Source organism: Streptomyces sp. NPDC017979, from assembly GCF_044328175.1.
GTDB lineage: Bacteria > Actinomycetota > Actinomycetes > Streptomycetales > Streptomycetaceae > Streptomyces.
Map to the genome: position 1 here is coordinate 983,766 of NZ_JBIRGU010000001.1, position 24,680 is coordinate 1,008,445.

17 protein-coding genes are annotated in these 24,680 nt (G+C 73.1%); 6 read left to right on the forward strand and 11 right to left on the reverse strand.

Features of this window, described 5'->3' with window-relative positions:
- Window positions 1-203: 203 nt before the first annotated feature.
- The 3 genes from ACH4E8_RS04175 to ACH4E8_RS04185 form a co-directional block, all read right to left on the reverse strand.
- A complete protein-coding gene (locus ACH4E8_RS04175; protein WP_398444126.1) occupies window positions 204-1,211 on the reverse strand; it encodes a DUF2690 domain-containing protein in 1,008 nt (335 codons plus the stop codon).
- Between the two features lie 225 nt (window positions 1,212-1,436).
- A complete protein-coding gene (locus ACH4E8_RS04180; RefSeq protein ID WP_398444127.1) occupies window positions 1,437-2,126 on the reverse strand; it encodes a DUF3017 domain-containing protein in 690 nt (229 codons plus the stop codon).
- 7 nt (window positions 2,127-2,133) lie between these two features.
- Window positions 2,134-3,003: a bifunctional methylenetetrahydrofolate dehydrogenase/methenyltetrahydrofolate cyclohydrolase gene (locus ACH4E8_RS04185; protein ID WP_398444128.1), complete on the reverse strand. Its 870-nt coding sequence runs from the start codon at window positions 3,001-3,003 to the stop codon at window positions 2,134-2,136.
- Between the two features lie 257 nt (window positions 3,004-3,260).
- On the opposite strand from ACH4E8_RS04185, the gene ACH4E8_RS04190 reads away from it, so the two are divergent.
- From ACH4E8_RS04190 to ACH4E8_RS04205, 4 genes are all read left to right on the forward strand, one after another.
- Complete coding sequence (locus ACH4E8_RS04190) at window positions 3,261-7,892, forward strand: DUF6531 domain-containing protein (RefSeq protein ID WP_398444131.1); 4,632 nt, start codon at window positions 3,261-3,263, stop codon at window positions 7,890-7,892.
- Between the two features lie 11 nt (window positions 7,893-7,903).
- Window positions 7,904-8,461 carry a hypothetical protein gene (locus ACH4E8_RS04195; protein WP_398444133.1) on the forward strand — a complete coding sequence of 186 codons (558 nt, stop codon included), beginning with the start codon at window positions 7,904-7,906 and terminating at the stop codon, window positions 8,459-8,461.
- Entirely contained in the window at window positions 8,458-9,108 is a 651-nt protein-coding gene (locus ACH4E8_RS04200) for a DUF4291 domain-containing protein (RefSeq protein ID WP_398444135.1), read from the forward strand. The genes ACH4E8_RS04195 and ACH4E8_RS04200 overlap by 4 nt, the downstream gene beginning before the upstream one ends.
- 184 nt (window positions 9,109-9,292) lie before the next feature.
- Window positions 9,293-9,919 (forward strand): RDD family protein, encoded by a 627-nt coding sequence (locus ACH4E8_RS04205; RefSeq protein WP_398444137.1) that lies wholly within the window; start codon window positions 9,293-9,295, stop codon window positions 9,917-9,919.
- An 87-nt stretch (window positions 9,920-10,006) separates the two neighbouring features.
- Here the strand turns inward: ACH4E8_RS04205 and purH are convergent, their stop codons facing one another.
- Together purH and purN are read right to left on the reverse strand one after the other, a co-directional pair.
- Window positions 10,007-11,590 carry a bifunctional phosphoribosylaminoimidazolecarboxamide formyltransferase/IMP cyclohydrolase gene (purH, locus tag ACH4E8_RS04210; protein ID WP_398444138.1) on the reverse strand — a complete coding sequence of 528 codons (1,584 nt, stop codon included), beginning with the start codon at window positions 11,588-11,590 and terminating at the stop codon, window positions 10,007-10,009.
- Window positions 11,587-12,240 carry a phosphoribosylglycinamide formyltransferase gene (purN, locus tag ACH4E8_RS04215; protein WP_398444140.1) on the reverse strand — a complete coding sequence of 218 codons (654 nt, stop codon included), beginning with the start codon at window positions 12,238-12,240 and terminating at the stop codon, window positions 11,587-11,589. The genes purH and purN overlap by 4 nt, the downstream gene beginning before the upstream one ends.
- 256 nt (window positions 12,241-12,496) lie before the next feature.
- Here purN and ACH4E8_RS04220 point away from each other — a divergent pair, with 256 nt between their 5' ends.
- Window positions 12,497-13,261 (forward strand): hypothetical protein, encoded by a 765-nt coding sequence (locus ACH4E8_RS04220; RefSeq protein ID WP_398444142.1) that lies wholly within the window; start codon window positions 12,497-12,499, stop codon window positions 13,259-13,261.
- Between the two features lie 284 nt (window positions 13,262-13,545).
- Here ACH4E8_RS04220 and ACH4E8_RS04225 read toward each other — a convergent pair whose 3' ends face one another.
- The gene (locus ACH4E8_RS04225) at window positions 13,546-15,270 is read right to left on the reverse strand and encodes a DUF6350 family protein (protein ID WP_398444144.1); all 1,725 of its coding nucleotides are present in this window, start codon (window positions 15,268-15,270) and stop codon (window positions 13,546-13,548) included.
- Between the two features lie 167 nt (window positions 15,271-15,437).
- Here ACH4E8_RS04225 and ACH4E8_RS04230 point away from each other — a divergent pair, with 167 nt between their 5' ends.
- On the forward strand, window positions 15,438-16,649 hold the full coding sequence (locus ACH4E8_RS04230) for a sigma factor-like helix-turn-helix DNA-binding protein (RefSeq protein ID WP_398444146.1): 1,212 nt from the start codon (window positions 15,438-15,440) through the stop codon (window positions 16,647-16,649).
- Window positions 16,650-16,806: 157 nt separating this feature from the next.
- On the opposite strand, the gene sucD is transcribed toward ACH4E8_RS04230, so the two are convergent.
- From sucD to ACH4E8_RS04255, 5 genes are all read right to left on the reverse strand, one after another.
- Entirely contained in the window at window positions 16,807-17,691 is an 885-nt protein-coding gene (sucD, locus tag ACH4E8_RS04235) for a succinate--CoA ligase subunit alpha (protein ID WP_398444148.1), read from the reverse strand.
- A 21-nt stretch (window positions 17,692-17,712) separates the two neighbouring features.
- Window positions 17,713-18,897, reverse strand: a complete 1,185-nt coding sequence (gene sucC, locus ACH4E8_RS04240; RefSeq protein ID WP_398444150.1) for an ADP-forming succinate--CoA ligase subunit beta — start codon at window positions 18,895-18,897, stop codon at window positions 17,713-17,715.
- 701 nt (window positions 18,898-19,598) lie between these two features.
- A complete protein-coding gene (locus ACH4E8_RS04245; protein WP_398444152.1) occupies window positions 19,599-20,822 on the reverse strand; it encodes a VWA domain-containing protein in 1,224 nt (407 codons plus the stop codon).
- The gene (locus ACH4E8_RS04250) at window positions 20,819-23,536 is read right to left on the reverse strand and encodes a DUF5682 family protein (protein ID WP_398444154.1); all 2,718 of its coding nucleotides are present in this window, start codon (window positions 23,534-23,536) and stop codon (window positions 20,819-20,821) included. Before ACH4E8_RS04250 ends, ACH4E8_RS04245 begins: the two co-directional genes overlap by 4 nt.
- Window positions 23,533-24,672, reverse strand: coding sequence for an AAA family ATPase (locus ACH4E8_RS04255; RefSeq protein ID WP_398444155.1), 1,140 nt, complete (start codon window positions 24,670-24,672; stop codon window positions 23,533-23,535). The genes ACH4E8_RS04250 and ACH4E8_RS04255 overlap by 4 nt, the downstream gene beginning before the upstream one ends.
- Window positions 24,673-24,680: the final 8 nt, after the last annotated feature.

The following is a 24,680-nucleotide window of genomic DNA, read 5'->3' on the forward strand; positions in this document are numbered from 1 at the left end:
CCGAGCCCCTCGGTCGGATCCCTCTCCGCATCCATCCGCATCCGTCCGCACGCTTCCGCTTCTCACGGAGTTCTCACGAATCTTGATGTGAAGAGACATCCAGCCGTCAGGCTATCCGACCCGCACGACCGCGCCCCTCCGGCCCCTCGTTGCGTTCCTCACGGCGGGACGATCGTGTTCCGCACGGCGTGACGATCGCTTCCTCACGGCGTGACGACCGTGCAGGCCGTGGTGCCGGTCGCCAGCGTCGCGCAACCCTTCGCGTCCGTGCCCTTCTCCGTCGCCGTCATGGGCGTGTACGCATCGGTACCGCTGGTCACGGTGCCCTTCTGGGCGCCCTGGCCGTCGACGCTGATCCGTACGGAGTCGCCGGAGGTCGCGTCGGCGATGCGGGCCCAAGCCGCCCGGCACACCGCGCTGTAGCGGACCTCGATGCTGGCCTCCCCCACGGTCGCCTGCGACACGGTCCGGGCGAACCGGCCGCCGCAGCCCATGGCCTCCGGGTTGCGGCCCGTGCAGTCGTCGCCGGCGCACTTCACGCCCGCGGGCCGGGCGGCGTCGGTGCCGGCGTCGGCAGCGGGGGCGGGGGAACCGCTCGCGGCGGGCGAGGGCAGTGGCGCCTTCGCCACGGGCACGGGGCGGCCACCGTTGTCGTCGTCCGTCGTGCCGCCCAGGTCCGTGAGGAAGACGGCCGCCACGATCACCGCGAGCGCACCGGCGACGCCGGTCAGGAACATCACGACCCTGCGCTTGGTGCCTCGGTCACGGCCGGGGGCCGGCGGCGGGGTCGCCGGGCCCCCGTCGTCGCGCAGGACGGCGTTCCAGCGCGCGGGCTCTCCCGGGGGCGCGGGCTCCATCGCACGGGCGCCCCCGCGCTGCGCGAGCCCCTCCCGCACCTTGGCGACCCGCAACTGCTCCGTCGCGCGGTCCCGCCCCGCCTCCGACCGCCGCGACGCCTGCGCCGCGCGCTCCCGCACCGCGGTCAGGCCCTGCTCGCCCGTGCCGGTCAGCCGGGCCAGCGCCGTGACCGCGCTGTGCGGCGGTACGACGTGCGCGTCGAGGTAGCGCTCCCAGGACGTCGGGTCGAACCCCGTCTCCGCGGCGAGTCCCGCGAGGTCCAGGCCGCTGTGGTCGACGAGTCGGCGCAGTTGCTCGGTGAGCTCCCGGAAGTCCGGGTCGAGCCCGTCCGGCAGCGCCTTCCACTGCGGCATGTCCTACCCCCCTGTGTGCCCCCGACGGTTCAGTCTCCCACCAGGGGACCGCCCGGCGCACGGCACCGGAATCACCACTTCCGAGGCATGCGGCCCAGCCGTCCCCCGAGCCCGCGCCGGTACGTCTGCCGGTACGCCCGCCCGTACTCCTGCCCGTAACGCCCGGCCCGAACACGCGGAAGGCGCCCGGTCCCCGAGGGGGAGCGGGCGCCGTGGAAACCGCCGTCATCTCGTCTCGCGGCCGACCAACACGTGGACCACGTCCTCCAGGAACGGCACGTCCAGCCAGGGGTTCGGCTGCGCCATCGCCGCCAGCAGGCAGATGACCGTGCCCAGCAGCCCGTACGTGATCATGTCCGTGAACCGCGACCGCACGGCCAGCATGCCGACGGACGGCAGGACCCGCCGCATCACGGCGGCCGTGATCAGCGCGGCGCCGATGATCAGCGTGCCCAGTCGGAACGCCCCCGAGAACGGGTCCGTCCCCACGATCACGAGGCCGAGCGCGACCAGGCCCAGCACGGTCAGCAGCGGCCACTGGCGGGCGGGGGCGGGGGCGTCGCCCGGTGCGGCCCGGCCGCCGCCCTCCGGGCGGGCCGTGTCGGTCGTCATCTGCGGCGGCCGACGGGTGAAGCCCTTCCCGGCACCCGAACCGTCCGCGTCGTCGTCGGCGTCGGCGTCGGCGTCGCCCGCATCGTCCACGCCGTCCACGCCGTCCACGTCACTCGAACCGCCCGAACCGTCCGCGCCGTCCACAGCGTCCGAGCTGCCCGAACCGTCCGCGCCGTCCTCCGCGCGTGCCTCTTCGGCGGGAACCGACGCACCCTCGTCGGGCTGCTCGTCGGCGCGGCCCGCCGACAGCGGCCCCTCCGCCTCCCGACCGGTCTCCCGGTCGCCATTCGTCCGTACGCCCATGGCCAACTCAGCCCTCCGCTGACGCTTCCGCCGCGCGCTCCGCCGCCTCGACGACGTTCACCAGGAGCTGGGCGCGGGTCATCGGGCCGACGCCGCCGGGGTTCGGGGCGACCCAGCCGGCCACCTCGGCGACCCCGGGGTGCACATCGCCGACGATCTTGCCCTTCTCGTCCCGGCTGACGCCGACGTCCAGCACCGCGGCGCCCGGCTTGACGTCCTCCGGCTTGATCAGGTGCGGCACGCCGGCCGCGGCCACGATGATGTCGGCCTGCCGCAGGTGCGCGGAGAGGTCACGGGTGCCGGTGTGGCACTGCGTCACGGTCGCGTTCTCCGACTTGCGCGTCAGGACCAGCGGCATCGGCCGCCCGATGGTGATCCCGCGGCCGACGACGACCACGTTCGCGCCCTTGATCTCCACGTCGTGGTGGCGCAGCAACTGCACGATGCCGTACGGGGTGCAGGGCAGCGGGCCGGGCACGCCCAGCACCAGCCGACCCAGGCTCATCGGGTGGAGTCCGTCGGCGTCCTTGGCGGGGTCCATCAGCTCCAGGACGCGGTTGGTGTCGATGCCGTCCGGCAGCGGGAGTTGGACGATGTAGCCGGTGCACTCGGGGTTGTCGTTGAGCTCCCGGACCACCGCCTCGATCTCCTCCTGCGTGGCGGTGTCGGGAAGTTCGCGCTGGATGGACGCGATGCCGACCTGGGCGCAGTCGCGGTGCTTGCCGTTGACGTACCAACGGCTGCCCGGGTCGTCGCCGACGAGGAGCGTGCCGAGCCCCGGGACGACGCCCTTCTCCTTGAGCGCCGCCACGCGGGCGGTCAGTTCGGACTTGATCGCGGCAGCGGTGGCCTTGCCATCGAGAATCTGGGCAGTCATACCCCCATCCTCGCGGATGGCACCGCCCTGGTTCCAATTGCGCCCCCGCGGCTCGCGCGACGAACCGCGGGCACGGCTGCGACCTGCGGTTTCATCACGTGCCGTGGCCCGGTCCGCACGCTCGGTGCCAGACCGCTCCGAACCGGCCCGCCATGTCATGATCACGCAGCACCATGGGTTCCAGTTGCCGCAGCGCCCGCAACGGCGCGGCAGCGCGGCAGCGGGGTGCCCGCAGCAGCAGCACGGGGGAGAACACGATGGGTTACACGATTCCTGAGGGCGTCGACACGATGTTGGACGTCGTGGGCGTGGGCTGGCCGAACGTCGACGAGGACGCGTACCGCGACATGGCGGACGCGTTGCGGGAGTTCGCGGACGACGCGGACGACGACGCCGGCACCGCACACGGACACATCCAACGACTGCTGTCGACCGGGCAGAGCGAGTCCCTGACCGCCCTCGACAAACACTGGAAGAAAGTCCAGGGCAAGAACAAGGACCTCGCCGGCGCGGCCCGCATCATCGCCGGCGCACTCGACCGCGTCGCCGACATCATCGTCGCCCGCAAGATCGCAGCCGTCGGCGAACTCGCGGACCTCTGCGCCACCGTCGGCATCGCCCTCGCCGCCGCCCCCTTCACCGCCGGACTCACCGCCCTCCTCGCCGGCGGGAAGATCGTCGCGACGCGGATCGCGTTCAAGAAGATCCTGAAGGAGATGGCGGAGGCCGCGGTCGCCGAGATCACCGCCACCCTGACCCAGCCCGCCGTCGCCGCGTTGGAGAGCATCGTCACGGATCTGGCGATCCAGACCGCGATGGACGTCACCGGCGCCGACGACAGCACCCAACTCAACTCCGCCGGCGGCGGCGGTAGCGGGGGCGCGGGCGGCACCCTGGGCATCGACCACGACGCCCACGGCAACACCGGCGGAAAGCTCGCGAACGTCCAGATCTCGATGAACGGCCGCGCCAAAGGCAAGATCGACAGAGCCAAGGGACACCACGGCCGCGCCAAGGGCAAGGACTCCCTCACCGCCGTCCTCGACGGCACCATCGAAGGCGTCGTCGAGAAACTCATCAAGGGCCACAACCACCTCGGCAACCACGTCGGCAAGAAACTCCCCGACGCCCTCGGCCAAAGCTCCAAGACCCACCGCAACACCGACAAAGACATCGACGACCGCCTCAAGAAGATCACCGGCAGCGGCAAACGCGACGACGACGACCTCACCCGCAAACGCACCAACCCCAGCGACCCCGCCCGCAAACACCCCGACGACGTCCGTACCCAGCCGGCGTCGCTGGACGACGTCAAGAACGACCCCCGGCGCCATTCCGTCCCCCTCGACAAGAAGACCTGCCGGAACGACCCGATCGACGTCGCCACCGGCGAAATGACGCTGCCGCAGACCGATCTGGTGCTGCCCGGCGTCCTGTCGCTGGCGCTGCGACGCACCCACCTTTCGGGGTACCGCTACGGCCGCTGGTTCGGCCGTAGTTGGGCCTCCACCCTGGACGAGCGCATCGAACTCGACGCCGCCGGCCGGGGCGCGATCTGGGCGCGCGAGGACGGATCCGTACTCGTCTACCCGCGGCTGCCGGCCCCCGACGACCCGGCCGGCGTCCTCCCGCTGGAGGGCCCGCGGCTGCCGCTGGTGCACGGCGGCCAACGGGACGCGGAGACGTCGTACCTGGTCACCGACGCCGCAACGGGCACCGTCCGCACCTTCACCGGCAGCCCGTACGGCGAGTCCGCCGCCTTCTGGCTGCGCGAGATCGAGGACCGCAACGGCAACGGGGTCACCTTCCAGCGCCGCCCCGACGGCGCCCCGACCAGGGTCGTCCACGACGGCGGCTACCACGTCGCCACCACCGTGCACGACGGCCGCATCACCGAACTCTCCCTACGCACCCCCGACGGCCCCGTCACCGTCCTCACCTACGGCTACGACCACGACGGCAACCTCGACGCCGTCACCAACTCCTCCGGCCTGCCCTTCAGGTTCGGCTACGACGCCGACGCCCGCATCACGTCCTGGACCGACCGAAACGACTCCACGTTCCAGTACGCGTACGACCCGGCCGGGCGCGTCGTGCGGACCGTCGGCCCCGACGGGGCCCTGTCGTCCTCCTTCGCGTACGAGACCGACCCCGCGACCGGCGCCCGCACCACCCGCTACACCGACTCCACCGGCGCCACCACCGTCTTCCACCTCAACGACCTGCTCCAGCTCGTCGCCGAGACCGACGCGAACGGCGCGACGAGCCTCTTCGAGCGCGACCGCCACGACCGGCTGCTGAGCAGCACCGACCCGCTGGGCCGCACCATCGGCGTCACGTACGACGCCGACGGCTCCGTCACGTCGGTGACCCGCCCCGACGGCCGCGCGACGACCGTCGAGCACGACGGCGCCGGCCTGCCGGTGCTCGTGACGCAGCCGGACGGCAGGACCGTCCGCCAGGAGTACGACGACCGCGGCAACCGCACGTCCGTGACCGGTCCCACCGGTCTCACCACCCGCTTCGGCTACGACGGCCGGGGCCGTCTGACGTCGACCACCGACCCCCTGGGCCGGACGACCTCGCTGCGCTGCGACGACGCCGGTCTCGTCGTCGAGTCCACCGACCCGCTCGGCGCCGTCACCGGGTACGCGTACGACGCCTTCGGCCGCCCGGTCGCGATCACCGACCCGCTCGGCCGGACGACCCGGCTGACGTGGAGCACCGAAGGCCGGCTGCTGCGCCGGGTGGAGGCCGACGGCAGCGAGCAGACGTGGACGTACGACGGCGAGGGCAACGTGCTCGGCCGCACCGACCCCGCCGGCGGCCGGTCCTCGTACGAGTACGGCGCCTTCGACCGGCTGTCGGCGCGGACGGGCCCGGACGGCGCCCGCCACGAGTTCGCCCACGACACCGAGCTGCGACTCACCCGGGTCACCGACCCGCGCGGGCTGACCTGGACCTACGAGTACGACCCGGTCGGCCGGCTGACGTCCGAGACGGACTTCGACGGCCGGACCCTGCGCTACGGCTACGACCCGGCCGGCCAGTTGACGTCCCGCACCAACGCGCTCGACGAGACGACGCACTACGCGTACAACGCGCTCGGCCAACTCGTCCGCAAGGACGCGGCCGGCGCCGTCACGGAGTTCGCGTACGACGTCTTCGACGAGTTGGCGCGGGCCACCGGGCCGGACGGGACGCTCGACCGGATCCGCGACGCCCTCGGGCTGCTGCGCTCCGAGACGGTCGACGGCCGCACGCTGAGCTTCGCGTACGACGAGTGGGGCCGGCCGGTGCGGCGCACGACGCCCAGCGGGGCCGTCAGCGAGTGGACGCACGACGCGGCGAACAACCTCACCCGGCTGACCACCTCGGGCCGCACGCTCACCTTCCAGCACGACGCGCTCGGCCGCGAGCTGACCCGGACGATCGGCTCGTCCCTCACGCTCACGCACGGCTTCGACGAGTCGGGCCGGCTCACCGAGCAGCACCTGGTCGGGCCGGACGGCACCACCGTGCAGCGGCGCGGCTACGGGTACCGCGCCGACGGCCATCTGACCGACGTGGACGACTCGGTCGGCGGCCGGCGCAGCTACACCCTGGACGCCGGCGCCCGGGTCACCGCGGTCGCGGCGGACACCTGGTCGGAGAGTTACGCCTACGACGCCGCGGGCAACCAGACCGCCGCGACCTGGCCGACCTCGCACCCGGACGCCGACGTGGCCACCGGCGCGCGCTCGTACGACGGCAACCGGCTCACCGAAGCCGGCGGGCTCCGCTACGAGCACGACGCCCAGGGGCGGGTGGTGCTGCGGTGGAAGACCCGGCTGTCCCGCAAGCCGGAGACCTGGCGCTACACCTGGGACGCGGACGACCGGTTGGTGGGCGCGGTGACGCCGGACGGCGCGGTCTGGCGCTATCGGTACGACCCGCTCGGCCGGCGCTCCGCCAAGCAGCGGCTCTCCCCGGGCGGGGAGGTCCTGGAAGAGACCACGTTCACCTGGGAGGGTTCGACCCTCTGCGAGCAGACCACCGCGGCGCACGAGGGGGCGGAGCACCCCGTCACGCTGACGTGGGACCACCGCGGGCTGCACCCCGTCGCCCAGACGGAACGAATCCTTTCGGCCACCCGGGAGGAGATCGCCAGCCGCTTCTTCTCCATCGTCACGGACCTGGTCGGCACCCCGACCGAACTCGTCGACGAACAGGGCGAGATCTCCTGGCGCAAGCGCTCCACGCTCTGGGGCACGACCCTGTGGAACCGGGACGCGACCGCGTACACCCCGCTGCGTTTCCCGGGCCAGTACTTCGACCCGGAAACCGGGCTCCATTACAACGTCTTCCGCACCTACGACCCGGAGACGGCGCGCTATCTGAGCCCCGATCCGCTGGGTCTCTTCCCGGCGCCCAACCCTTCGACGTACGTCCACAATCCGCTCACCTGGTCCGATCATCTGGGACTGGCGCCGGACGAATGCACCATCACGGTGTACCGGAAGCAGACGCGCCATCCGCTCAGCCACCGGATCCACATCGACGAGAACGGCAACGTCCGGATCAGCGGCAAGAACTCGCTCTACGTCAACATGAGCGACGACATCCGGCACACCACCGAATTCCGCAAGGACGAACCGGGGCAGATCGTCTCCTTCGAAGTCCCGAAGAGTTTCGTGGAATACGTCCGACGGGACGCCGTCCCTCAGGAACAGCCGCCGGACCTGGGCTTCACCAAGGCGGAATGGAAGGAGCTGAAGAAGTCCTATCCGGAGATTTCCGACCCGACGCGGGGGACGGATCTCTACGGCCTCCCGAACGAGGTCATCGAAAAAATGCGAAAGGTCATCATTCCGGGCTCTGGTAAGATCGTTCAGGATTTTGATGACTGAAAGTAGTGGAGATGCTGCACGAAATCGAGGGTGTCGAGCAGGAGCGGGAACGCGTTTCCGAGCGGCCTGAAATCGACCCCGATGTGCCCTTGCTTTCTTACGTCGAAGTGACGGTGGCGGGCTCGCCCGAGGCGTACGCGCACCGGCTGCGCGAGGTCCTGGCGGCGGTGTACGACCTCGCCGTGCAGGAGGACTTCGACGAGGAAGTGGTGTCGGTCGACACCCTCCCCGCGTGGTTCGTGGGCGTGTGCCGGGACGGCGGGGGCACCGAGCCGTTCGCTGCCGACGGCCTCGCCGGGTACGTCGAGCGGACCGGCAGCGGGCCCTGGGAGATCCAGGACTGGCTGTCGCGCTTCGACCCCGAACTGGAGTCGCGGGGCTGGGCGTTCTGGGACCTGACCGCGCCACAGGACGGTGGGGACCGGGTGCGGCTGTGGGCGGACACCTGGGGCGAGCCGTTCTTCGCCTGGGAGGAGCTGCGCTTCCTCACGTACGTCTGCGGGGCGCGCGCCGTCGACGACCCGGCGCTGGCGGAGCCCCGGGTGTGGGCCGGGGAGGCGTCCGCATGACCGACGCCGTCCCCCGCGCCGAGACGGACGTCCCCTCGCACGACGCAGTGGCGGACGTCCCCTCGCACCAGGTCCGTGCGGTCTTCACCGAGGAGACGATCACGGTCTACCAGGCGTACGCGACGCGGATCGCGGCCCCCGCGCTGGCGGCCGGCACCTTCGTCGACCCGTTCAAGCGCACCCGGATGACCTGGATCAAGCCGTCCTTCCTGTGGATGATGTACCGCTGCGGTTGGGCGACCAAGCCCGACCAGGAGCGGGTCCTCGCCCTGGACGTCACCCGCGCCGGCTTCGAGTGGGCGCTGTCCCGCGCCTGCCTCAGCCATTGGGACCGCACGCGCTTCACCTCCGAGGCGGAGTGGCGCACGGCCCTCAAGTCCAGCCCGGTCCGCGTCCAGTGGGACCCCGAGCGCGACCTCGGGCTGAACCCGCTGCCGCACCGGGCGATCCAGGTCGGGTTGTCGGGCGAGGCGGTGGAGCACTACGTGGACGACTGGATCACCGCCGTCCGGGACGTGACGCCGCTCGCCCACGAAGTGCACGCGGCCGTGGTCGCCGGCGACCGGGCCGCCGCCGAGGCACTGTTGCCCGCCGAGCGCCCGTATCCGCTCCCCGCCGACCTGGTCGAGCGCGTCGGCCGGTCCTGAAACCGCAGGTTGCACTTGCACAACACCCCGAGCCCGGTCTAGACAAGGGCGCCGCGGCGCCAGCAGGATGTGGGAGAACAGGACAGCGCCGCGTCGGAACACCGGGGGGAACACCGCGAAGTCTGTTCTCCCGTCCTCCCGCTGGACCGCGGAGTCCCCGCACTTCCCACGGAGGAACCTCGCCATGAGCTTCGGCGACCCGAACAACCCCTACGGCCAGCCCCAGGGTCAGCAACCGGGCGGCTACGGCCAGCCCCAGCAGCCGGGGTACGGCCAACAGCCCGGAGGCTACGGGCAACCCCAAGGGCAGCCCGGCTACGGCCAGCCCCAGCAGGGGCCGCCCCAGCAGAGCCAGTACGGCTACCCGCAGGCCCCGCCCGTCCAGCCGTACGACGCCTACCAGCAGCCCGGATACGGCAGCGGGATGCCCGAACTCGCGAACTGGGGCTACCGGTTCGGCGCCGGTCTCATCGACGGCCTGATATCTTCCGGGCCCTACCTGGCCCTCGCGGTGGGCGGCTCCCCGACCATGCTCCTCATCGGGTACGCGTGGCTGATCGCCGCGATGGTGTTCATCGCCTACCGCGAGGGCACCACGGGCCAGTCCCCCGGCAAGCAGGTGCTCGGCATCAAGCTGCTGCGGGAGCAGGACGGCCAGATCGTCGGCTTCGGCAAGGCGTTCCTGCGCCGGCTCGCCCACATCGTCGACGCACTGCCCTGCTACATCGGGTACCTGTGGCCGGCGTGGGACCAGAAGAAGCAGACGTTCGCCGACAAGATCTGCTCGACGGTCGTCATCAAGTCCAACTGAACGACCACTGCACGGCGAAGGCCGCGCCCCCGTTCCCGGGTGGCGCGGCCTTCGTCGTGCGTACCGCGGTCGATCAGTGGGAGTCGATCAGTGGAAGAAGTGGCGCGTACCCGTGAAGTACATCGTCGCGCCCGCCTTCCGCGCCGCCTCCACGACCAGCTCGTCCCGGACCGAGCCGCCCGGCTGGACGATCGCCCGCACCCCGGCGTCGATCAGGATCTGCGCGCCGTCGGGGAAGGGGAAGAACGCGTCGGACGCCGCGTACGAGCCCTGCGCCCGCTCCTCGCCCGCCCGCTCGACCGCGAGCTTCGCCGAGTCGACCCGGTTGACCTGGCCCATGCCGACGCCGACGGAGGCGCCGTCCTTGGCGAGCAGGATCGCGTTCGACTTCACCGCGCGGCAGGCGCGCCAGGCGAACGCCAGCTCCGCCAGCTCGGCGTCCGACAGCGGCTCGCCGGTCGCCAGGGTCCAGTTCGCCGGGTCGTCGCCCTCGGCCTGGAGCCGGTCGGCGACCTGGAGCAGCGCACCGCCCTCGATGAGCTTCAGTTCGACGGGCGAGGCAGGCGCGTCGGGGCAGCGCAGCACCCGGATGTTCTTCTTCTTCGCCAGCACCTCGACGGCGCCGTCCTCGTACGCCGGCGCCACGATGACCTCGGTGAAGATCTCCGCGACCTGCTCGGCCATGGCGACCGAGACCGGGCGGTTCACCGCGATGACGCCGCCGAACGCGGACAGCGGGTCGCAGGCGTGCGCCTTGCGGTGCGCCTCGGCGACGTCCGCGCCGATCGCGATGCCGCACGGGTTGGCGTGCTTGATGATCGCGACGCACGGCTCGGCGTGGTCGTGCGCGGCACGCCAGGCCGCCTCGGTGTCCGTGTAGTTGTTGTACGACATCTCCTTGCCGTGCAACTGCTCGGCCGCCGGCAGCCCGCCCTTGCCGTTGACGTACAGCGCGGCGCCCTGGTGCGGGTTCTCGCCGTAACGCAGCACGCCGGCGCGCTCGTACGTCGCCCCCAGGAACTCCGGGAAGCCCTCGTCCGCGGCGTCGGCGGCGTCGGCGGCGGTCTGCTCGGCGAACCAGGACGCCACGTCGACGTCGTACGCGGCGGTGTGCGCGAACGCGGCGGCGGCGAGGCGGCGGCGCGCGGCCAGGTCGAAGCCGCCGGCCTCGACGGCCGCGAGGACGTCGGCGTACCGCTCGGGGCTGGTGACGACCGCGACCGAGGGGTGGTTCTTCGCGGCGGCGCGGACCATGGAGGGGCCGCCGATGTCGATCTGCTCGACGCACTCGTCCTGGCTCGCGCCGGACGCGACGGTCGCACGGAACGGGTACAGGTTGACGACGACCAGGTCGAACGGCTCCACGCCCAGCTCGGCGAGCTGCTCGCGGTGCGCGTCGAGCCGCAGGTCGGCGAGGATGCCGGCGTGGACGCGCGGGTGCAGCGTCTTGACCCGGCCGTCCAGGCACTCGGGGAACCCGGTCAGGTCCTCGACCTTGACCACGGGCACGCCAGCGGCGGCGATCTTCGCGGCGGTGGACCCGGTGGAGACGAGCTGCACGCCCGCCCCGTGCAGACCGCGGGCGAGGTCTTCGAGGCCCGTCTTGTCGTACACGCTGACCAGCGCCCGCCTGATGGGGCGCGTGCCGCTCGCGGCAGCCTCAACACTCACGGGAAAACAACCTTTCGTCCCTCGATGCGGTAGCCGTCACGGGCCAACCGCCCGACGACCTCGACGAGCAGCACTCGCTCGACTTCCTTGATCCGCTCGTGCAGAGCGGCTTCGTCGTCCTGCTCCCGGACCTCCACCACGCCCTGCGCGATGATCGGCCCGGTGTCGACGCCGTCGTCGACGAAGTGGACGGTGCAGCCGGTGACCCGGGCGCCGTACGCGAGCGCGTCCCGCACTCCGTGGGCGCCGGGGAAACTGGGCAGCAGGGCGGGGTGCGTGTTGACGCAGCGCCCGCCGAAACGGGCGAGGAACTCCTTGCCCACGATCTTCATGAACCCGGCCGACACGACGAGGTCGGGTTCGTACCCGGCGGTGGCCTCGGCCAGCGCGCGGTCCCACGCCTCGCGGGTGGGGTGGTCCTTCACCCGGCAGACGAACGTCGGCAGCCCGGCGCGCTCGGCGCGCTCCAGGCCGCCGGCGCCGTAACGATCCGCCCCGACGGCGACGACGCGCGCGCCGAAGCCGTCCGGGTCGGCGTCGATGGCGTCGAGGAGGGCTTGCAGGTTCGTACCGGATCCGGAGACGAGGACGACGATCCTGGCCGGACGGCGGGCCGGCGCGTCGTCGGGTCGGGCGGAGGCGGGGGCCACGGCGGGACTCTTTCGGGTGCGGCGTGCGGGTGCGCACGGTTTTGTGTGGTCGTACGAACGAATCGCGCCTCTCGATACGGGGAACTCTACGAAAGGGCCGACCGTCAGCAACGATACCGGCACCAAGGAAGGCCCCCGGGGGACGGGGGCGCGGCCGGGAGGTAGCGTCAGGGGACAACCACCCGTCCCTTGACGGACACGAGACGACGACACAAGACCCCAGGTGCACCGGGTCTGAGGGGAAGACGTTCACCAGATGCGGGACCGACGCCGCCGTACGGACCTCCTGTTGCCGCGGGAGCGCCAGTCCACCGACGACAACAACCCCTTCGCGCCGCCGCCGGAGGGCCGGCCCGACCAGCCCTGGCAGCCGCGCCGCCCGGACGAGGCGGGCGGCTCCGCCGACGGATCGGACTCCTCGGATTCCACCGGCTCCTCGGATGCTTCGGGCTCCTCCGGCTCGTCCGGCGGCGGCCGCTCGGGCTGGGGCAGCCAGTGGAGCAGCCGCCAGCCGGGCCGCTCGTCGGGCGACGGCTTCGGCGGTCGTCCCGGAGGATCCTCCGACAACAACGGCTCCTCCCAGGGTTCCGGCCCGCGCTGGGACCCCACGGACCCGGCCCAGCGCCGCGCGCGGTACGCGCTGCTGGCGGGCATGTGGGCGTTCTTCTTCGTCCTCTTCGACTTCACGGAGATCGCGCTCCTGCTGGGCGCCCTGGCGATGTACTGGGCGATCAGCTCCCTGCGCGCCAAGCCGAAGCGCCCGGACCCCACGTCCACCACCGCGCCGGCGACCCCGTCCCCCTCCCCCCAGACGGCCAGCCGCACCCAGCGCACCTCCGCGATCACCGGCCTGGTGATGGCCTCCCTGGCCCTCCTGGTCGTCGCCTCCACGTACGCCGTCCAACTCGTCTACCAGGACTTCTACACCTGCGAACGCGACGCCCTGACGAAGGCGGGCCAGGTCTCCTGCAACAGCAAGCTCCCTGAGCCCCTGCGCGAGATCTACGGCGTGGAGGACTGACGCGCCTCGCCCTCTGCGGCCGGCTGTGCCGTCCGACCTGCCCGCGGATTCCTTGCGGGACGGTGGTGGGCTCGTCGCGCAGTTCCGGCCCCCTGTGCCCCTACGGGCACGGGCCCCTCTAAAACTCCTGCCCGCAGCCGAAGGGCAGGGGCAGCGAAACAGGGGCGCGGAACTGCGCGACGAGCCACAGAGCACCCGCACCGGCCAGTGCTCCCGCAGAGGAACGGCGGGTTCGTCAGCGCGCCGGCGCCCGGGCGGGCGCACCCGCGGCGGGCCACGCCCCGCTAGCGCTTCCCGTCGGGGTCGTTCGGCCAGGGGCTCGGCGGGGCGGCCCAGGGGCGGGACGGGTCCGCCGGCGGGAGGGGGGACGGGGTCGGGCGGTCCGCCCAGGAGTCCAGGGGGAGGAAGTCGTACGGGCCGTCCTGCGCGTCCAGGACCTCCAGCGGGTCCCGACCCTCCAGCGCGTCCAGCGGGCTCATCGACGGCTTCGACGACCTCGGCTGCTCCGCGGCGGCCGCCGCCTTCGACGTGGACTGAGCGCGCTTCATGCCCTTCAGCTTGCTCAAGCCCCTGGCAGGCGGCTTCGGTTGGGCCGTGACGGGCGACGTCTTCACCAGCGGCGCAGTCGTGGGCGCCTTCGCGGGCGGAGCCTTCAAAGGCTCCGCGGGCTCCGACGCGAAGCCGCGGCCGCGGCCCCGCCACGCCCGTACCCCCAGCGCCACCGGCACCCCCAGCACCCCCGTCCACACCAGCGCCGCGCCGCCCGTCAGCCACCACGCGGGGCCGAACTCGGCGAGGCGGTGGGTGCCCAGCGGGCCGCTCGCGAACGCGGCCAGGACCGCGGCGATGGCGCCGCAGCCCGCCGCGGCCAGCAGGGCGTTCGCGGCCGTTCGGCCGGCCGACGCGCCCCGCTCGCCCGCGGCGAACCAGCCCACGGCCAGGCCCGCGACCACCGGCACCGCCGCGCTCGACCAGTTCAGGGGCGTGCCCGGGCCCTGCGCCGGCACGATCGCGACCAGCGGGAAGTGCGGCAGCGCGGGGTCCCCGTACAGCGCGAGGGGCGTCGCCGTCGCACCCGTGCCGAGCGCGAAGCCCGGACCGAGTCCGTACGCCGCGGCCCACACCGCCGCGTTGGGCACGAGCGCGATCCCGAGGAAGAGGACCGCGAGCCGCCCGGACCACTCGTCCGCGAGGTGCAGGAAGGAGTCCTGCGTGGCGTCCGCGTGCCAGACCAGCGACGACGCCACCAGCACCGCCCCGCCGCCGAGCAGGACCAGTGCGCCCGCGGCCGCCGCGCGGGCGGCCACCGCGGCCCGCGCGCCGGCCAGCCAGGCCCGTACGTCGTCCCATGACGGCCACTTCGACCCCGCCCCGGAGTCCCCGTCCGAGTTCGACCCGGTCGGCTTCGACCCGTCCGACTTCGACCCGGTCGGCGGAGCGAGCAGGCGGCCGTTCGCCGTCCACGCCCCGGTCACCGCCGCGGCGAACGTGAGCAGCGGCAGGTGGAACAGCGCGCTCAGCGGGTCGGGGACGAGCGTGCCCTCCCCCGCGTACACCGTCACGCACGCGCCGACGAGCAGATAGCCGGTGGCCACCCCCCACACCGCGTTACGGGTCGAAGGGCGCGGCCGCAGCCCCTCGTCGTCCGAGGTCAGGGCGTCGCGCACGGCGCGGTGGGTGAGCCAGGCGGGCAGCGCGGCGAGCAGCAGCGGCACGACCCCGACGGGGGCGGGAGCGCCGTACAGCGTCTCGACGCGGACGAGTTCGGTGCCGTGGCCCAGCAGCCACAGCGAGGCGGCGACGTGCAGGGCGCCGTCGGGGCCGCTGTCCGGGTAGGGGGAGCTGATCCACAGCATCATCACCAGGACGGTGAGCGCGCCGAGCCCGAGCCCCGCGGCGGTGGCGCCACGCAGGAGGCACCGCACCAGCGCGGCTCTGCGCCCGCCCTGCACGAGGACGGTCTGCGGGAAGTCGGTGGAGGCCGGGCCGTGTTCCGTCGTCTGGGTCACCCGGCCATGCTCCCAACGACACGCGCTTTCGCGGCGTAACGGGCGAATGGCCGTTGTGTCGCTCAATATACGTTTATGTACTTTTCCGATAAGTGCACCGCACGGGTGAGTCCACACCCCGTAGGCCCGTGCCCGACGGGCCCGCGCCCCGGCCACGGGGGCGCGCCATGACCCGGAGCACGGCCCCCTCGCCGGAGACGCCCCTACCGCCCCCGAAGGAACGGCGCAGGTTGCGCGAGGCGCTGTCGCTGAGCGAGGCGCAGGTGGCCAGCGCCGTGGGCGTGACGAAGGCGACCGTCCGGGCGTGGGAGACCGGCCGCAGCGACCCGCGCGGACGACGTCGGGAGGCGTACGCGAAGGTGCTCGCGCGCCCCCTCCCGTCGAACGAAGCGAGCGCGGCCGACACGTCGAGCGAACCGGCCGCAGCGACGACGTCGACGGCACCGGCCGAAGCGACCACCGCGGCTACGCCACCTGCGGCAGTCGAACCCGTGCTCGTGTCCGTGGCCGATTCGGTCTCCACGACCCTCGCGCCGAGCCCGCCGCCGGCTCCGGCAGCGCCCCCCGCGACCGCCGGCCTCACCCCCGCCGAAGCCTTCGACGCCCTCTACGCGCACGCCGCACCCGACCTCGTGCGCCAGGTCTACCTGCTCACGGGCCGACAGCAGCTCTCGCACGAAGCCGTCGAACGCGCCTTCCACATCGCCTGGCAGAACTGGCCGAAGACCGCCCAGGACCGCGACCCGGTCGGCTGGGTGCGCGCCGTCGCGTACGAGTTGGCGCTCTCGCCGTGGCACCGGCTGCGCCCCGCGAACCGGCACCCCGAGAGCCCGCCGCTGGACAAGGCCGGGCGGGAGTTGCTGGACGCCCTGCTGGAGCTGCCGCCGCCGTACCGCCGCACCGTCCTGCTGTACGACGGGCTCGGGCTGGACCTGCCCGAGACGGCGGCGGAGACGGAGGCCACCACCCCGGCCGCGGCGAACCGGCTGCTGCACGCGCGCGAAGCGCTCGCCGAACGGCTGCCGCACCTGGCGGCCACCCCGGAGGCGCTGCGGGAGCAGTTGGGCGTGCTGGTGGCGGGCGGACCTCCGCCGCGACCGGCGCCGGCCGCGACCGTGCGCACCACCAGCGAGCGCCGGGCCTGGTTCTGGACTCGGGCCGCGCTGACCGTGACCGTCCTGATCATGGGCGCCACGGGGATGACGCTCGCGACCGCGCCGACGCGGTACGTACCGGAGATCGCCCCCGCGCAGCGCGTCGGCGGCGTCCCGGGACACGCCGGTCCCCCGCAGCTCAGCCCGCAGCAGACGGTGCTGCGGGACATGCTGCGCGACCTGCCCGGCAGCGGCCCGGGCAAGCTGGTGCCGCAGATCGAGTGAGCGCGGCCGGAACGCGTGTGGGCCCGCGCTCCGTGGTGGAGCGCGGGCCCACAACGCGTCATGCGTCAGCCCTCAGGCGTCGGACGTCAAGCGCCGGACACCGCCCGTCAGCCGTCGGACGCCGAGCGCCATCACATCGGCCGTCGGGCTTCGGGCGTCACGCGGAGAGGATCTCCCGCGCGAGCTTCGCCGTCTCGGTCGGGGTCTTGCCGACCTTGACGCCGGCGGCCTCCAGGGCCTCCTTCTTCGCCTGCGCGGTGCCGGACGAACCGGACACGATCGCACCGGCGTGGCCCATCGTCTTGCCCTCGGGGGCGGTGAAGCCCGCGACGTAGCCGACGACCGGCTTGGTCACGTTCGCCTTGATGAAGTCGGCCGCGCGCTCCTCGGCGTCGCCGCCGATCTCGCCGATCATCACGATGAGCTCGGTCTCCGGGTCGGCCTCGAAGGCCGCGAGCGCGTCGATGTGGGTGGTGCCGATGACCGGGTCGCCACCGATGCCGACGGCCGAGGAGAAGCCGATGTCCCGCAGCTCGTACATCATCTGGTACGTCAGCGTGCCGGACTTCGACACCAGGCCGATGCGGCCCGGCTTGGTGATGTCGCCCGGGATGATGCCGGCGTTGGACTGGCCGGGGGTGATCAGGCCGGGGCAGTTCGGGCCGATGATCCGGGTCTTGTTGCCCTTGGCGACCGCGTACGCCCAGAAGGCGGCGGAGTCGTGCACCGCGATGCCCTCGGTGATCACGACGGCCAGCGGGATCTCGGCGTCGATGGCCTCGACCACGGCGGCCTTCGCGAAGGCCGGCGGCACGAAGAGGACGGAGACGTCGGCCCCGGTCTCCTTCATCGCCTCGGCGACGGTGCCGAAGACCGGCACGGAGGTGCCGTCGAAGTCGACGGTGGTGCCGGCCTTGCGCGGGTTGACGCCGCCGACGATGTTGGTGCCGTCGCCCAGCATCAGCCGGGTGTGCTTCATGCCCGTGGCACCGGTCATGCCCTGGACGATGACCTTGCTGTCCTTGGTCAGGAAGATAGCCATGGTGGTGGTGTTCCTCGTCCCTTACTTCGCAGCGGCCGCGGCGAGCTCGGCGGCCTTGTCGGCCGCGCCGTCCATCGTGTCCACGCGCTGCACGAGCGGGTGGTTGGCGTCGGAGAGGATCTTGCGACCGAGCTCCGCGTTGTTGCCGTCGAGGCGGACGACCAGCGGCTTGGTGACGTCCTCGCCCTTGGACTTCAGCAGCTCCAGGGCCTGGACGATGCCGTTGGCGACCTCGTCGCAGGCGGTGATGCCGCCGAAGACGTTGACGAAGACGGACCGGACGTCCGGGTCGCCCAGGATGATCTCCAGGCCGTTCGCCATCACCTCGGCGGACGCGCCGCCGCCGATGTCGAGGAAGTTGGCGGGCTTGACGCCGCCGTGCGCCTCGCCGGCGTAGGCGACCACGTCCAGGGTGGACATGACCAGACCGGCGCCGTTGCCGATGATGCCGACCTCGCCGTCGAGCTTGACGTAGTTGAGGTCCTTCTCCTTGGCGGCGGCCTCCAGCGGGTTGGCCGCGGCCTTGTCCTCCAGCGCGTCGTGCTCCGGCTGGCGGAAGTCGGCGTTCGCGTCCAGGGACACCTTGCCGTCGAGCGCGATGACCCGACCGTCGGCGACCTTGGCCAGCGGGTTGACCTCGACGAGGAGCGCGTCCTCGGCGACGAAGGTCTTCCAGAGGGTGACCAGGATCTCGGCGACCTGGTCGGCGACCTCGGCCGGGAACTTCGCCGCGGCGACGATCTCGGCGGCCTTCTCCGCGGAGACGCCGACGCTGGCGTCGACCGGGACCTTGGCGAGGGCCTCCGGCTTGGTGGCCGCGACCTCCTCGATGTCCATGCCGCCCTCGACCGACGCCATGGCCAGGAAGGTGCGGTTGGTGCGGTCGAGGAGGTACGAGACGTAGTACTCCTCGGCGATGTCGGGCGCGGTCTCCGCGATCATCACCTTGTGGACCGTGTGGCCCTTGATGTCCATGCCCAGGATCTGGCCGGCCTTCTCGACCGCGTCATCCGGGGTGGTGGCCAGCTTGACGCCGCCGGCCTTGCCGCGGCCGCCCACCTTGACCTGCGCCTTGACGACCGACTTGCCGCCCATACGCTCGGTCGCCGCGCGCGCTGCGTCAGGCGTGTCGATGACTTCACCGGCCAGCACCGGTACACCGTGCTTGGCGAAGAGGTCCCTCGCCTGGTACTCGAACAGGTCCACGCGCGTCCGTCCCTTTTCTGATGATCGCGGTTCGTTGTCTGCGTGGGCGTGCCGCGGAGGGCAACGTGACTGCGATCGTCACAAGGGAGGCGCACACGGTGTCCGGCACGCGGCATGTCCGTCTCGCAGGTTATCCCCGTGAACGGTGGCTCCCTAAATCGCAGCTCACACATGAGTGGTGAGAACGGTCACAGATCCACCCGCCAAACGGCCCCGCCGATGCGCTCCAGACGCCCTCTAGATGCCCTCTACAGGCGCCCACCGCCCGGCCGCGCGCTCGTCCCCGGTGCCCCTGCCACGTCCGGACCCAGCCGCGTCTCCCCTGCGGGAGCGTTGGTCGCCGCGGGCGAGGTCTTTAGGGGCGCTGGGGTCCCCCCACGCCTCTGGGTGTGACGGGGGACCCCGTGCCCGCAGGGCACAGGTGGGGGTCCCCCCGAGCCCGCAGGGCGCAGGGGGAGCGGGGAACTGCGCGAGCAACCCACCACCGGCCGGTGGGGACCGACGCCCGCCGGGAAAACGGCGAGCCAGTCAGGGGTGCAGGGCCCCACGCCTCCGGGCACAGGGGCGCTGGGGCCCCGTGCCCTGCGGGCCCAGGGGGAGGAACTGCGCGACCAGCCACAGGCGGCCCGCAGACACCACACCACAGCCCGCCGCACGGCGACCGCGCGGCGGATCCGGGTGCGGCCTGCGGCCGCAGAAGCTCAGGGCCCCGCCGGCTCCGGCGCAGGCGTCGGTATCGGGCGCTTCTCGATCGCCGCCGCCATGACCTCGGGGAACAGGTCCGGCGTGCAGGCGAAGGCCGGTGCGCCGAGCGCGGCGAGCGCCGCCGCGTGGTCGCGGTCGTACGCGGGCGCGCCCTCGTCGGAGAGCGCGAGCAGCGCCACGAACTGCACCCCGGACGCCTTCATCGCCGCGACCCGCTTCAGCATCCCGTCCCGTATCCCGCCCTCGTACAGATCGCTGATCAGGACGACGACGGTGTCCGCCGGGCGGGTGATGCGCTCCTGGCAGTAGGCGAGGGCGCGGTTGATGTCGGTGCCGCCGCCGAGCCGGGTGCCGAAGAGGACGTCGACGGGGTCGTCGAGCTGGTCGGTGAGGTCGACGACCGCGGTGTCGAAGACGACGAGCCGGGTCGCGACGGACCGCATCGAGGCCAGCACGGCGCCGAAGACGGCCGCGTAGACGATGGACGCGGCCATGGAGCCCGACTGGTCGATGCAGAGCACCACCTCCTTCTTCACCGAGCGGGCCGCCCGGCCGTGTCCGACGAGGCGTTCGGGGACGACCGTGTCGTGTTCGGGGAGGTAGTTCTTCAGGTTGGCCCGGATCGTGCGGTCCCAGTCGATGTCGCGGTGACGGGGGCGGGAGACCTTCGCGGAGCGGTCGAGCGCGCCCGTCAACGTGGACCTGGTGCGGGTGGCCAGCCGCTTCTCCAGGTCTTCGACGACCTTGCGGACGACCGCGCGGGCCGTCTCCTTCGTCGTCTCGGGCATGGCCTTGTTGAGGGAGAGGAGGGTGCCGACGAGGTGCACGTCGGCCTCCACCGCCGCCAGCATCTCCGGCTCCAGGAGGAGCGCGGACAGCCCGAGGCGCTCGATCGCGTCGCGCTGCATGACCTGGACGACGGAGCTGGGGAAGTAGGTGCGGATGTCGCCGAGCCAGCGGGCGACGGAAGGCGCGGATGCGCCGAGCCCGGCCGAACGGCCCCGGCCGCCGCTGCCCTTGGCGCCCCTGGCCCCGCCGCCCTGGCCCTCTCCGTTGCCGTACAGGGCGGTCAGTGCGCCGTCCATGGCGGCGTCGCGGCTGGTCAGGGCGTGCCCGGTGCCGTCGGCGGCGTCGCCCCCGAGGACCAGCCGCCAGCGCCGCAGCCGCTCGGTGGCATCGGCGCCGCTGACCGTGCCGTCCGCGGTCGCGTCGGTCGTCATGTCCCCACCCCCGGGAGTCGATCCGTGTGGTCCGTGCCGCCCGGCCGGGCCGCCGCTTCGGTGGGCGGCGCCAGCAGCAGCCGCACCAGCGGGACCACGGCGTCGGCCCGGACCCGGTCCAGCCCCGGGCCGAAGCCCGGTCTGGCGGCCGTGGCGACCGCGCCGCCGGTCGGCGCGGCGCCCGGCCCCGCCGTCGGTCCGGCGCGCACCAGCTCGCCCAGGGCGCGACGGACGCCCGGCTCGTACGCGGAGAACGTCCGGCGCAGCAGCGGCAGTACGTCCGTGAACGCGTCGGCCGGCACCCCCGTGAGCCAGGCGTCCACCAGGCCGAGCAGCCGCTCGTCGTGGAGCAGCAGCATGCCGCCGCCGGACGCGCCGCCGACGAAGCCCTCGATCCAGGCGGCGGCGTCGGCGGGCGGGGTGCCGGGCGACAGGGCGAGGCTCATCAAGGCGGCGGTCTCGTCCTCGGCGAGGCGCCCGTCGTCGAGCAGCAGGCGGGCGGCCCGGCCGCGGACGACGCCGGCGACGGCGTCCCGGGCGGCGAGCCGGTGCAGCACGGCGCCCCAGCGGTCGGCCAGCTCTTCGGCCGTCGGCAGCAGTCCCATCGCGCCGTGCACGGCGTCCAAGTGCATGCGCATGACGGCGGCGCCGTCCGCGTCCAGCCCCGTGCACGCGGGCGGCAGCCCGACGCAGATCCGCTCGGCCAGCCCGGACGCGACCTCCGCGAGGGCGGCCGTGTCGGTGGACCGCACGTCCCCGTAGCGCAGGGAGCGAGCGAGGGCGGGCAGGGCCTGGGCGAGGTGGCTGACGTCGGTGTCCAGCGCGGCACGGTCGGCGAGGGCGCGCATCACCACGGGCAGGGCGTCGGCCAACTCGGCGCGCAGGCAGTCCTCCGCCAGCTCGGTGACCTCGACGAGCGCGGTGGCGGTGAGGGCTTCGTGTTCGGCCTTGGCCGTGGCGGCGGAGGGAACGGTGGTGCCCCACATGCCGGCTTCGGCGACCTTCACGTACAGCTCGGGCTCCCAGCGCAGCCGCCAGGTCTCGCGGAAGGTGCCGGTGCTGCCGCGGCCGGCGACGGGCTCGCCCCAGCCGACGCCGAGCAGCCGCAGCCGGTGCAGCAACCGGCTCTTCTCGGCGTCGGTGTCCTTGCGCAGGTCGAGTTCCAACTCGCGCTCCAGGGCCTCCGGCTTCAGGCGCAGGCTGCGCTGGCGGCGGCTCAGGTCCCGCTGGAGCGGGACGGCTGGGGCCGCGTCCGGCACCTCCCCCAGCACGTCGCCGACCACGAGCCGGTCCCTGACCAGGGCGAGCTGGACGTCGGAGCCTTCGCACAGCACGGCCCTGACGGCGTCGGTGGTCTCCGTCAGCCCGGCGAGCGGGCGCGCGCGCAGCACGGCCAGTGCTTCCGCGAGCCGTACGGCCTCGATGACATGAGCCGGTGACACGGGCACGTCCTCGTCCCTGAGCAGTCCGGCGACCTTGGTGAGCCAGCGCTCCACCGGCCGGTCCGGCGCCGCGAAGAGGTGTCCGTACCAGCCGGGCGAGTCGATGCCGGCGCCGTATCCACTGCGGCGGGCCAGCCTCCGGTGCGTCCAGGGCACCCAGGTCGTCTCGACCTTGACCTTGGGCAGCCCCTTCAACTGCGCCCGGTCGGCGGCGAGCGTGGTCCGCTCCGTCAGCGCCGGTACGTGCCAGGCCCCGCAGACCACGGCCACGTCGTCGCCGTACTCCTTGCGGGCGGCGCGCAGTTGCAGCCGCATGTGGGCTTCGCGGGCCAGGTCGCGTTCGTGGCCGCCGTGCCCGTACGTCTCGCGCAGCGCCGTCATGGCCTCGGCGAGGGCGGCGAAGGCGGCGAACGGGTCCGCCGCGCCGCGGTGTTCGACGACGTCCTCCCACCAGCGCTCGGGGTCGTCGTACCCCGCGGCCTCGGCAAGCACGGCGATCGGGTCGACCCGCATCCGCGCCGGATCGGCGGCCGCCTCCGCGGGGGCGCGTGCGTGAGCCGCGGTGCCGCGCGGGGCGGTGTCCCACTCGGGGTCCCCTACCCGCCCCCGCGCCGGAGCGGCGTCCCGCCCGGGCACGACGTCCCACTCGGGATCGGCGGCGGCGGCCGGGACCGCGTCCCATTCGGGATCGGCGCTGCTGACGGCCGGCGGGCCGGGCCTGCCGCCGGCCGTGGGGGCGAGCCCCGGAGCCGTGGCCGCGGCCTGGGCCGTCGTGACGTCCCACTCCGGATCGGCCGCCACCGTCGTGCCGCGGTGCGGGCCGGACGCGCCGGTGCGGGATGTGGATCCCCCCGGAACCACATCCGGCGCCGGCCCGCCCTCGCCGCGGCCCGCCTTCCTCGCTGCGGTGGCTTCGGTGGACTCGTCCTCGGCCGCGAGGGCGAGCGAGTGGGCCGCGGGGAGGTCGATGAACCGCACCGGCACCGCCTCGGCGAGCGCCCAGCGGATCGCCACCCACTCGGGGGAGAACTCCGCGAAGGGCCAGAACGCGGCCCGCCCGGGGTCGTCCACCGCGTGGGCGAGCAGGGCGACCGGCGGGCGCATCCCCTCGTCGGCGGCCAGGTGCAGCAAGGCGTCCCCCTCGGGCGGCCCCTCGATGAGCACGGCGCTCGGACGCCCGGCCTCCAGCGCGGCCCGTACGGCACGGGCGGAACCCGGCCCGTGGTGCCGCACGCCGAGGAACAGGGGCCCTGCGGGCGGCGCGGTGCTCATGCGCTCACCTCGCGGCAGGCGCGGTAGAAGTCCTTCCACCCCTCGCGCTCGCGGACGACCGTCTCCAGGTACTCCTGCCAGACGACCCGGTCGGCGGCCGGGTCGCGGACGACCGCGCCGAGGATGCCGGCCGCTACGTCGCCCGGGCGCAGCACCCCGTCGCCGAAGTGGGCGGCGAGGGCGAGTCCGCCGGTGACGACGGAGATCGCCTCGGCCGTGGAGAGCGTGCCGGAGGGCGACTTGAGCTTGGTGCGGCCGTCGAGCGAGACGCCGCCGCGCAGTTCGCGGAAGACGGTGACGACGCGCCGGATCTCCTCCAGCCCTTCGGGCGCGGCGGGCAGGTCGAGGGAGCGGCCGAGCTGGTCGACGCGGCGGGAAACGATGTCCACCTCGTCGTCGGCGGTCGCGGGCAGCGGGAGCACGACGGTGTTGAAGCGGCGGCGCAGGGCGCTGGAGAGTTCGTTGACCCCGCGGTCGCGGTCGTTGGCGGTGGCGATGAGGTTGAAGCCGCGGACGGCCTGGACCTCCTCGCCCAACTCGGGGATCGGCAGGGTCTTCTCGGACAGGATCGTGATCAGGGTGTCCTGGACGTCGGCGGGGATCCGGGTCAGCTCCTCGACCCGCGCCGTCATCCCCTCTGACATGGCGCGCATCACGGGGCTCGGCACGAGCGCTTCCCGGCTCGGTCCGTGGGCCAGGAGCCGGGCGTAGTTCCATCCGTAGCGGACGGCTTCCTCCGGGGTGCCCGCGGTGCCCTGGACGAGGAGGGTCGAGTCGCCGCTGACGGCGGCGGCCAGGTGCTCGGACACCCAGGTCTTCGCGGTGCCGGGCACGCCGAGCAGCAGCAGGGCGCGGTCGGTGGCGAGGGTGGTGACGGCGACTTCGACGATGCGGCGCGGCCCCACGTACTTGGGGGTGATCACGGTGCCGTCGTCGAGGGACCCGCCGAGGAGATAGCGGGACACTGCCCACGGGGACATGCGCCAGCCGGCCGGGCGCGGGCGGTCGTCCGCCGCACGGAGCGCGGCGAGCTCGTGGGCGAAGGCGTCTTCCGCGTGTGGACGGAGCACTTCGACACCCTCACTGACGGTGTCGACAGCGCTGACGGGAGCGTCATGTGTGGTGGTTTCGAGCACGGTGCAGC

What these genes read in the sequence shown, in the direction of transcription:
- ACH4E8_RS04195 (WP_398444133.1), top strand. Translation starts at nt 7,904, where the DNA reads ATGCTGCACGAAATCGAGGGTGTCGAGCAGGAGCGGGAACGCGTTTCC.
- ACH4E8_RS04220 (WP_398444142.1), top strand. Translation starts at nt 12,497, where the DNA reads ATGCGGGACCGACGCCGCCGTACGGACCTCCTGTTGCCGCGGGAGCGC.
- ACH4E8_RS04230 (WP_398444146.1), top strand. Translation starts at nt 15,438, where the DNA reads ATGACCCGGAGCACGGCCCCCTCGCCGGAGACGCCCCTACCGCCCCCG.
- ACH4E8_RS04185 (WP_398444128.1), bottom strand. Translation starts at nt 3,003, where the DNA reads ATGACTGCCCAGATTCTCGATGGCAAGGCCACCGCTGCCGCGATCAAG.
- ACH4E8_RS04205 (WP_398444137.1), top strand. Translation starts at nt 9,293, where the DNA reads ATGAGCTTCGGCGACCCGAACAACCCCTACGGCCAGCCCCAGGGTCAG.
- ACH4E8_RS04180 (WP_398444127.1), bottom strand. Translation starts at nt 2,126, where the DNA reads ATGGGCGTACGGACGAATGGCGACCGGGAGACCGGTCGGGAGGCGGAG.
- ACH4E8_RS04200 (WP_398444135.1), top strand. Translation starts at nt 8,458, where the DNA reads ATGACCGACGCCGTCCCCCGCGCCGAGACGGACGTCCCCTCGCACGAC.
- ACH4E8_RS04245 (WP_398444152.1), bottom strand. Translation starts at nt 20,822, where the DNA reads ATGACGACCGACGCGACCGCGGACGGCACGGTCAGCGGCGCCGATGCC.
- ACH4E8_RS04250 (WP_398444154.1), bottom strand. Translation starts at nt 23,536, where the DNA reads ATGAGCACCGCGCCGCCCGCAGGGCCCCTGTTCCTCGGCGTGCGGCAC.
- ACH4E8_RS04190 (WP_398444131.1), top strand. Translation starts at nt 3,261, where the DNA reads ATGGGTTACACGATTCCTGAGGGCGTCGACACGATGTTGGACGTCGTG.
- sucD (WP_398444148.1), bottom strand. Translation starts at nt 17,691, where the DNA reads ATGGCTATCTTCCTGACCAAGGACAGCAAGGTCATCGTCCAGGGCATG.
- ACH4E8_RS04175 (WP_398444126.1), bottom strand. Translation starts at nt 1,211, where the DNA reads ATGCCGCAGTGGAAGGCGCTGCCGGACGGGCTCGACCCGGACTTCCGG.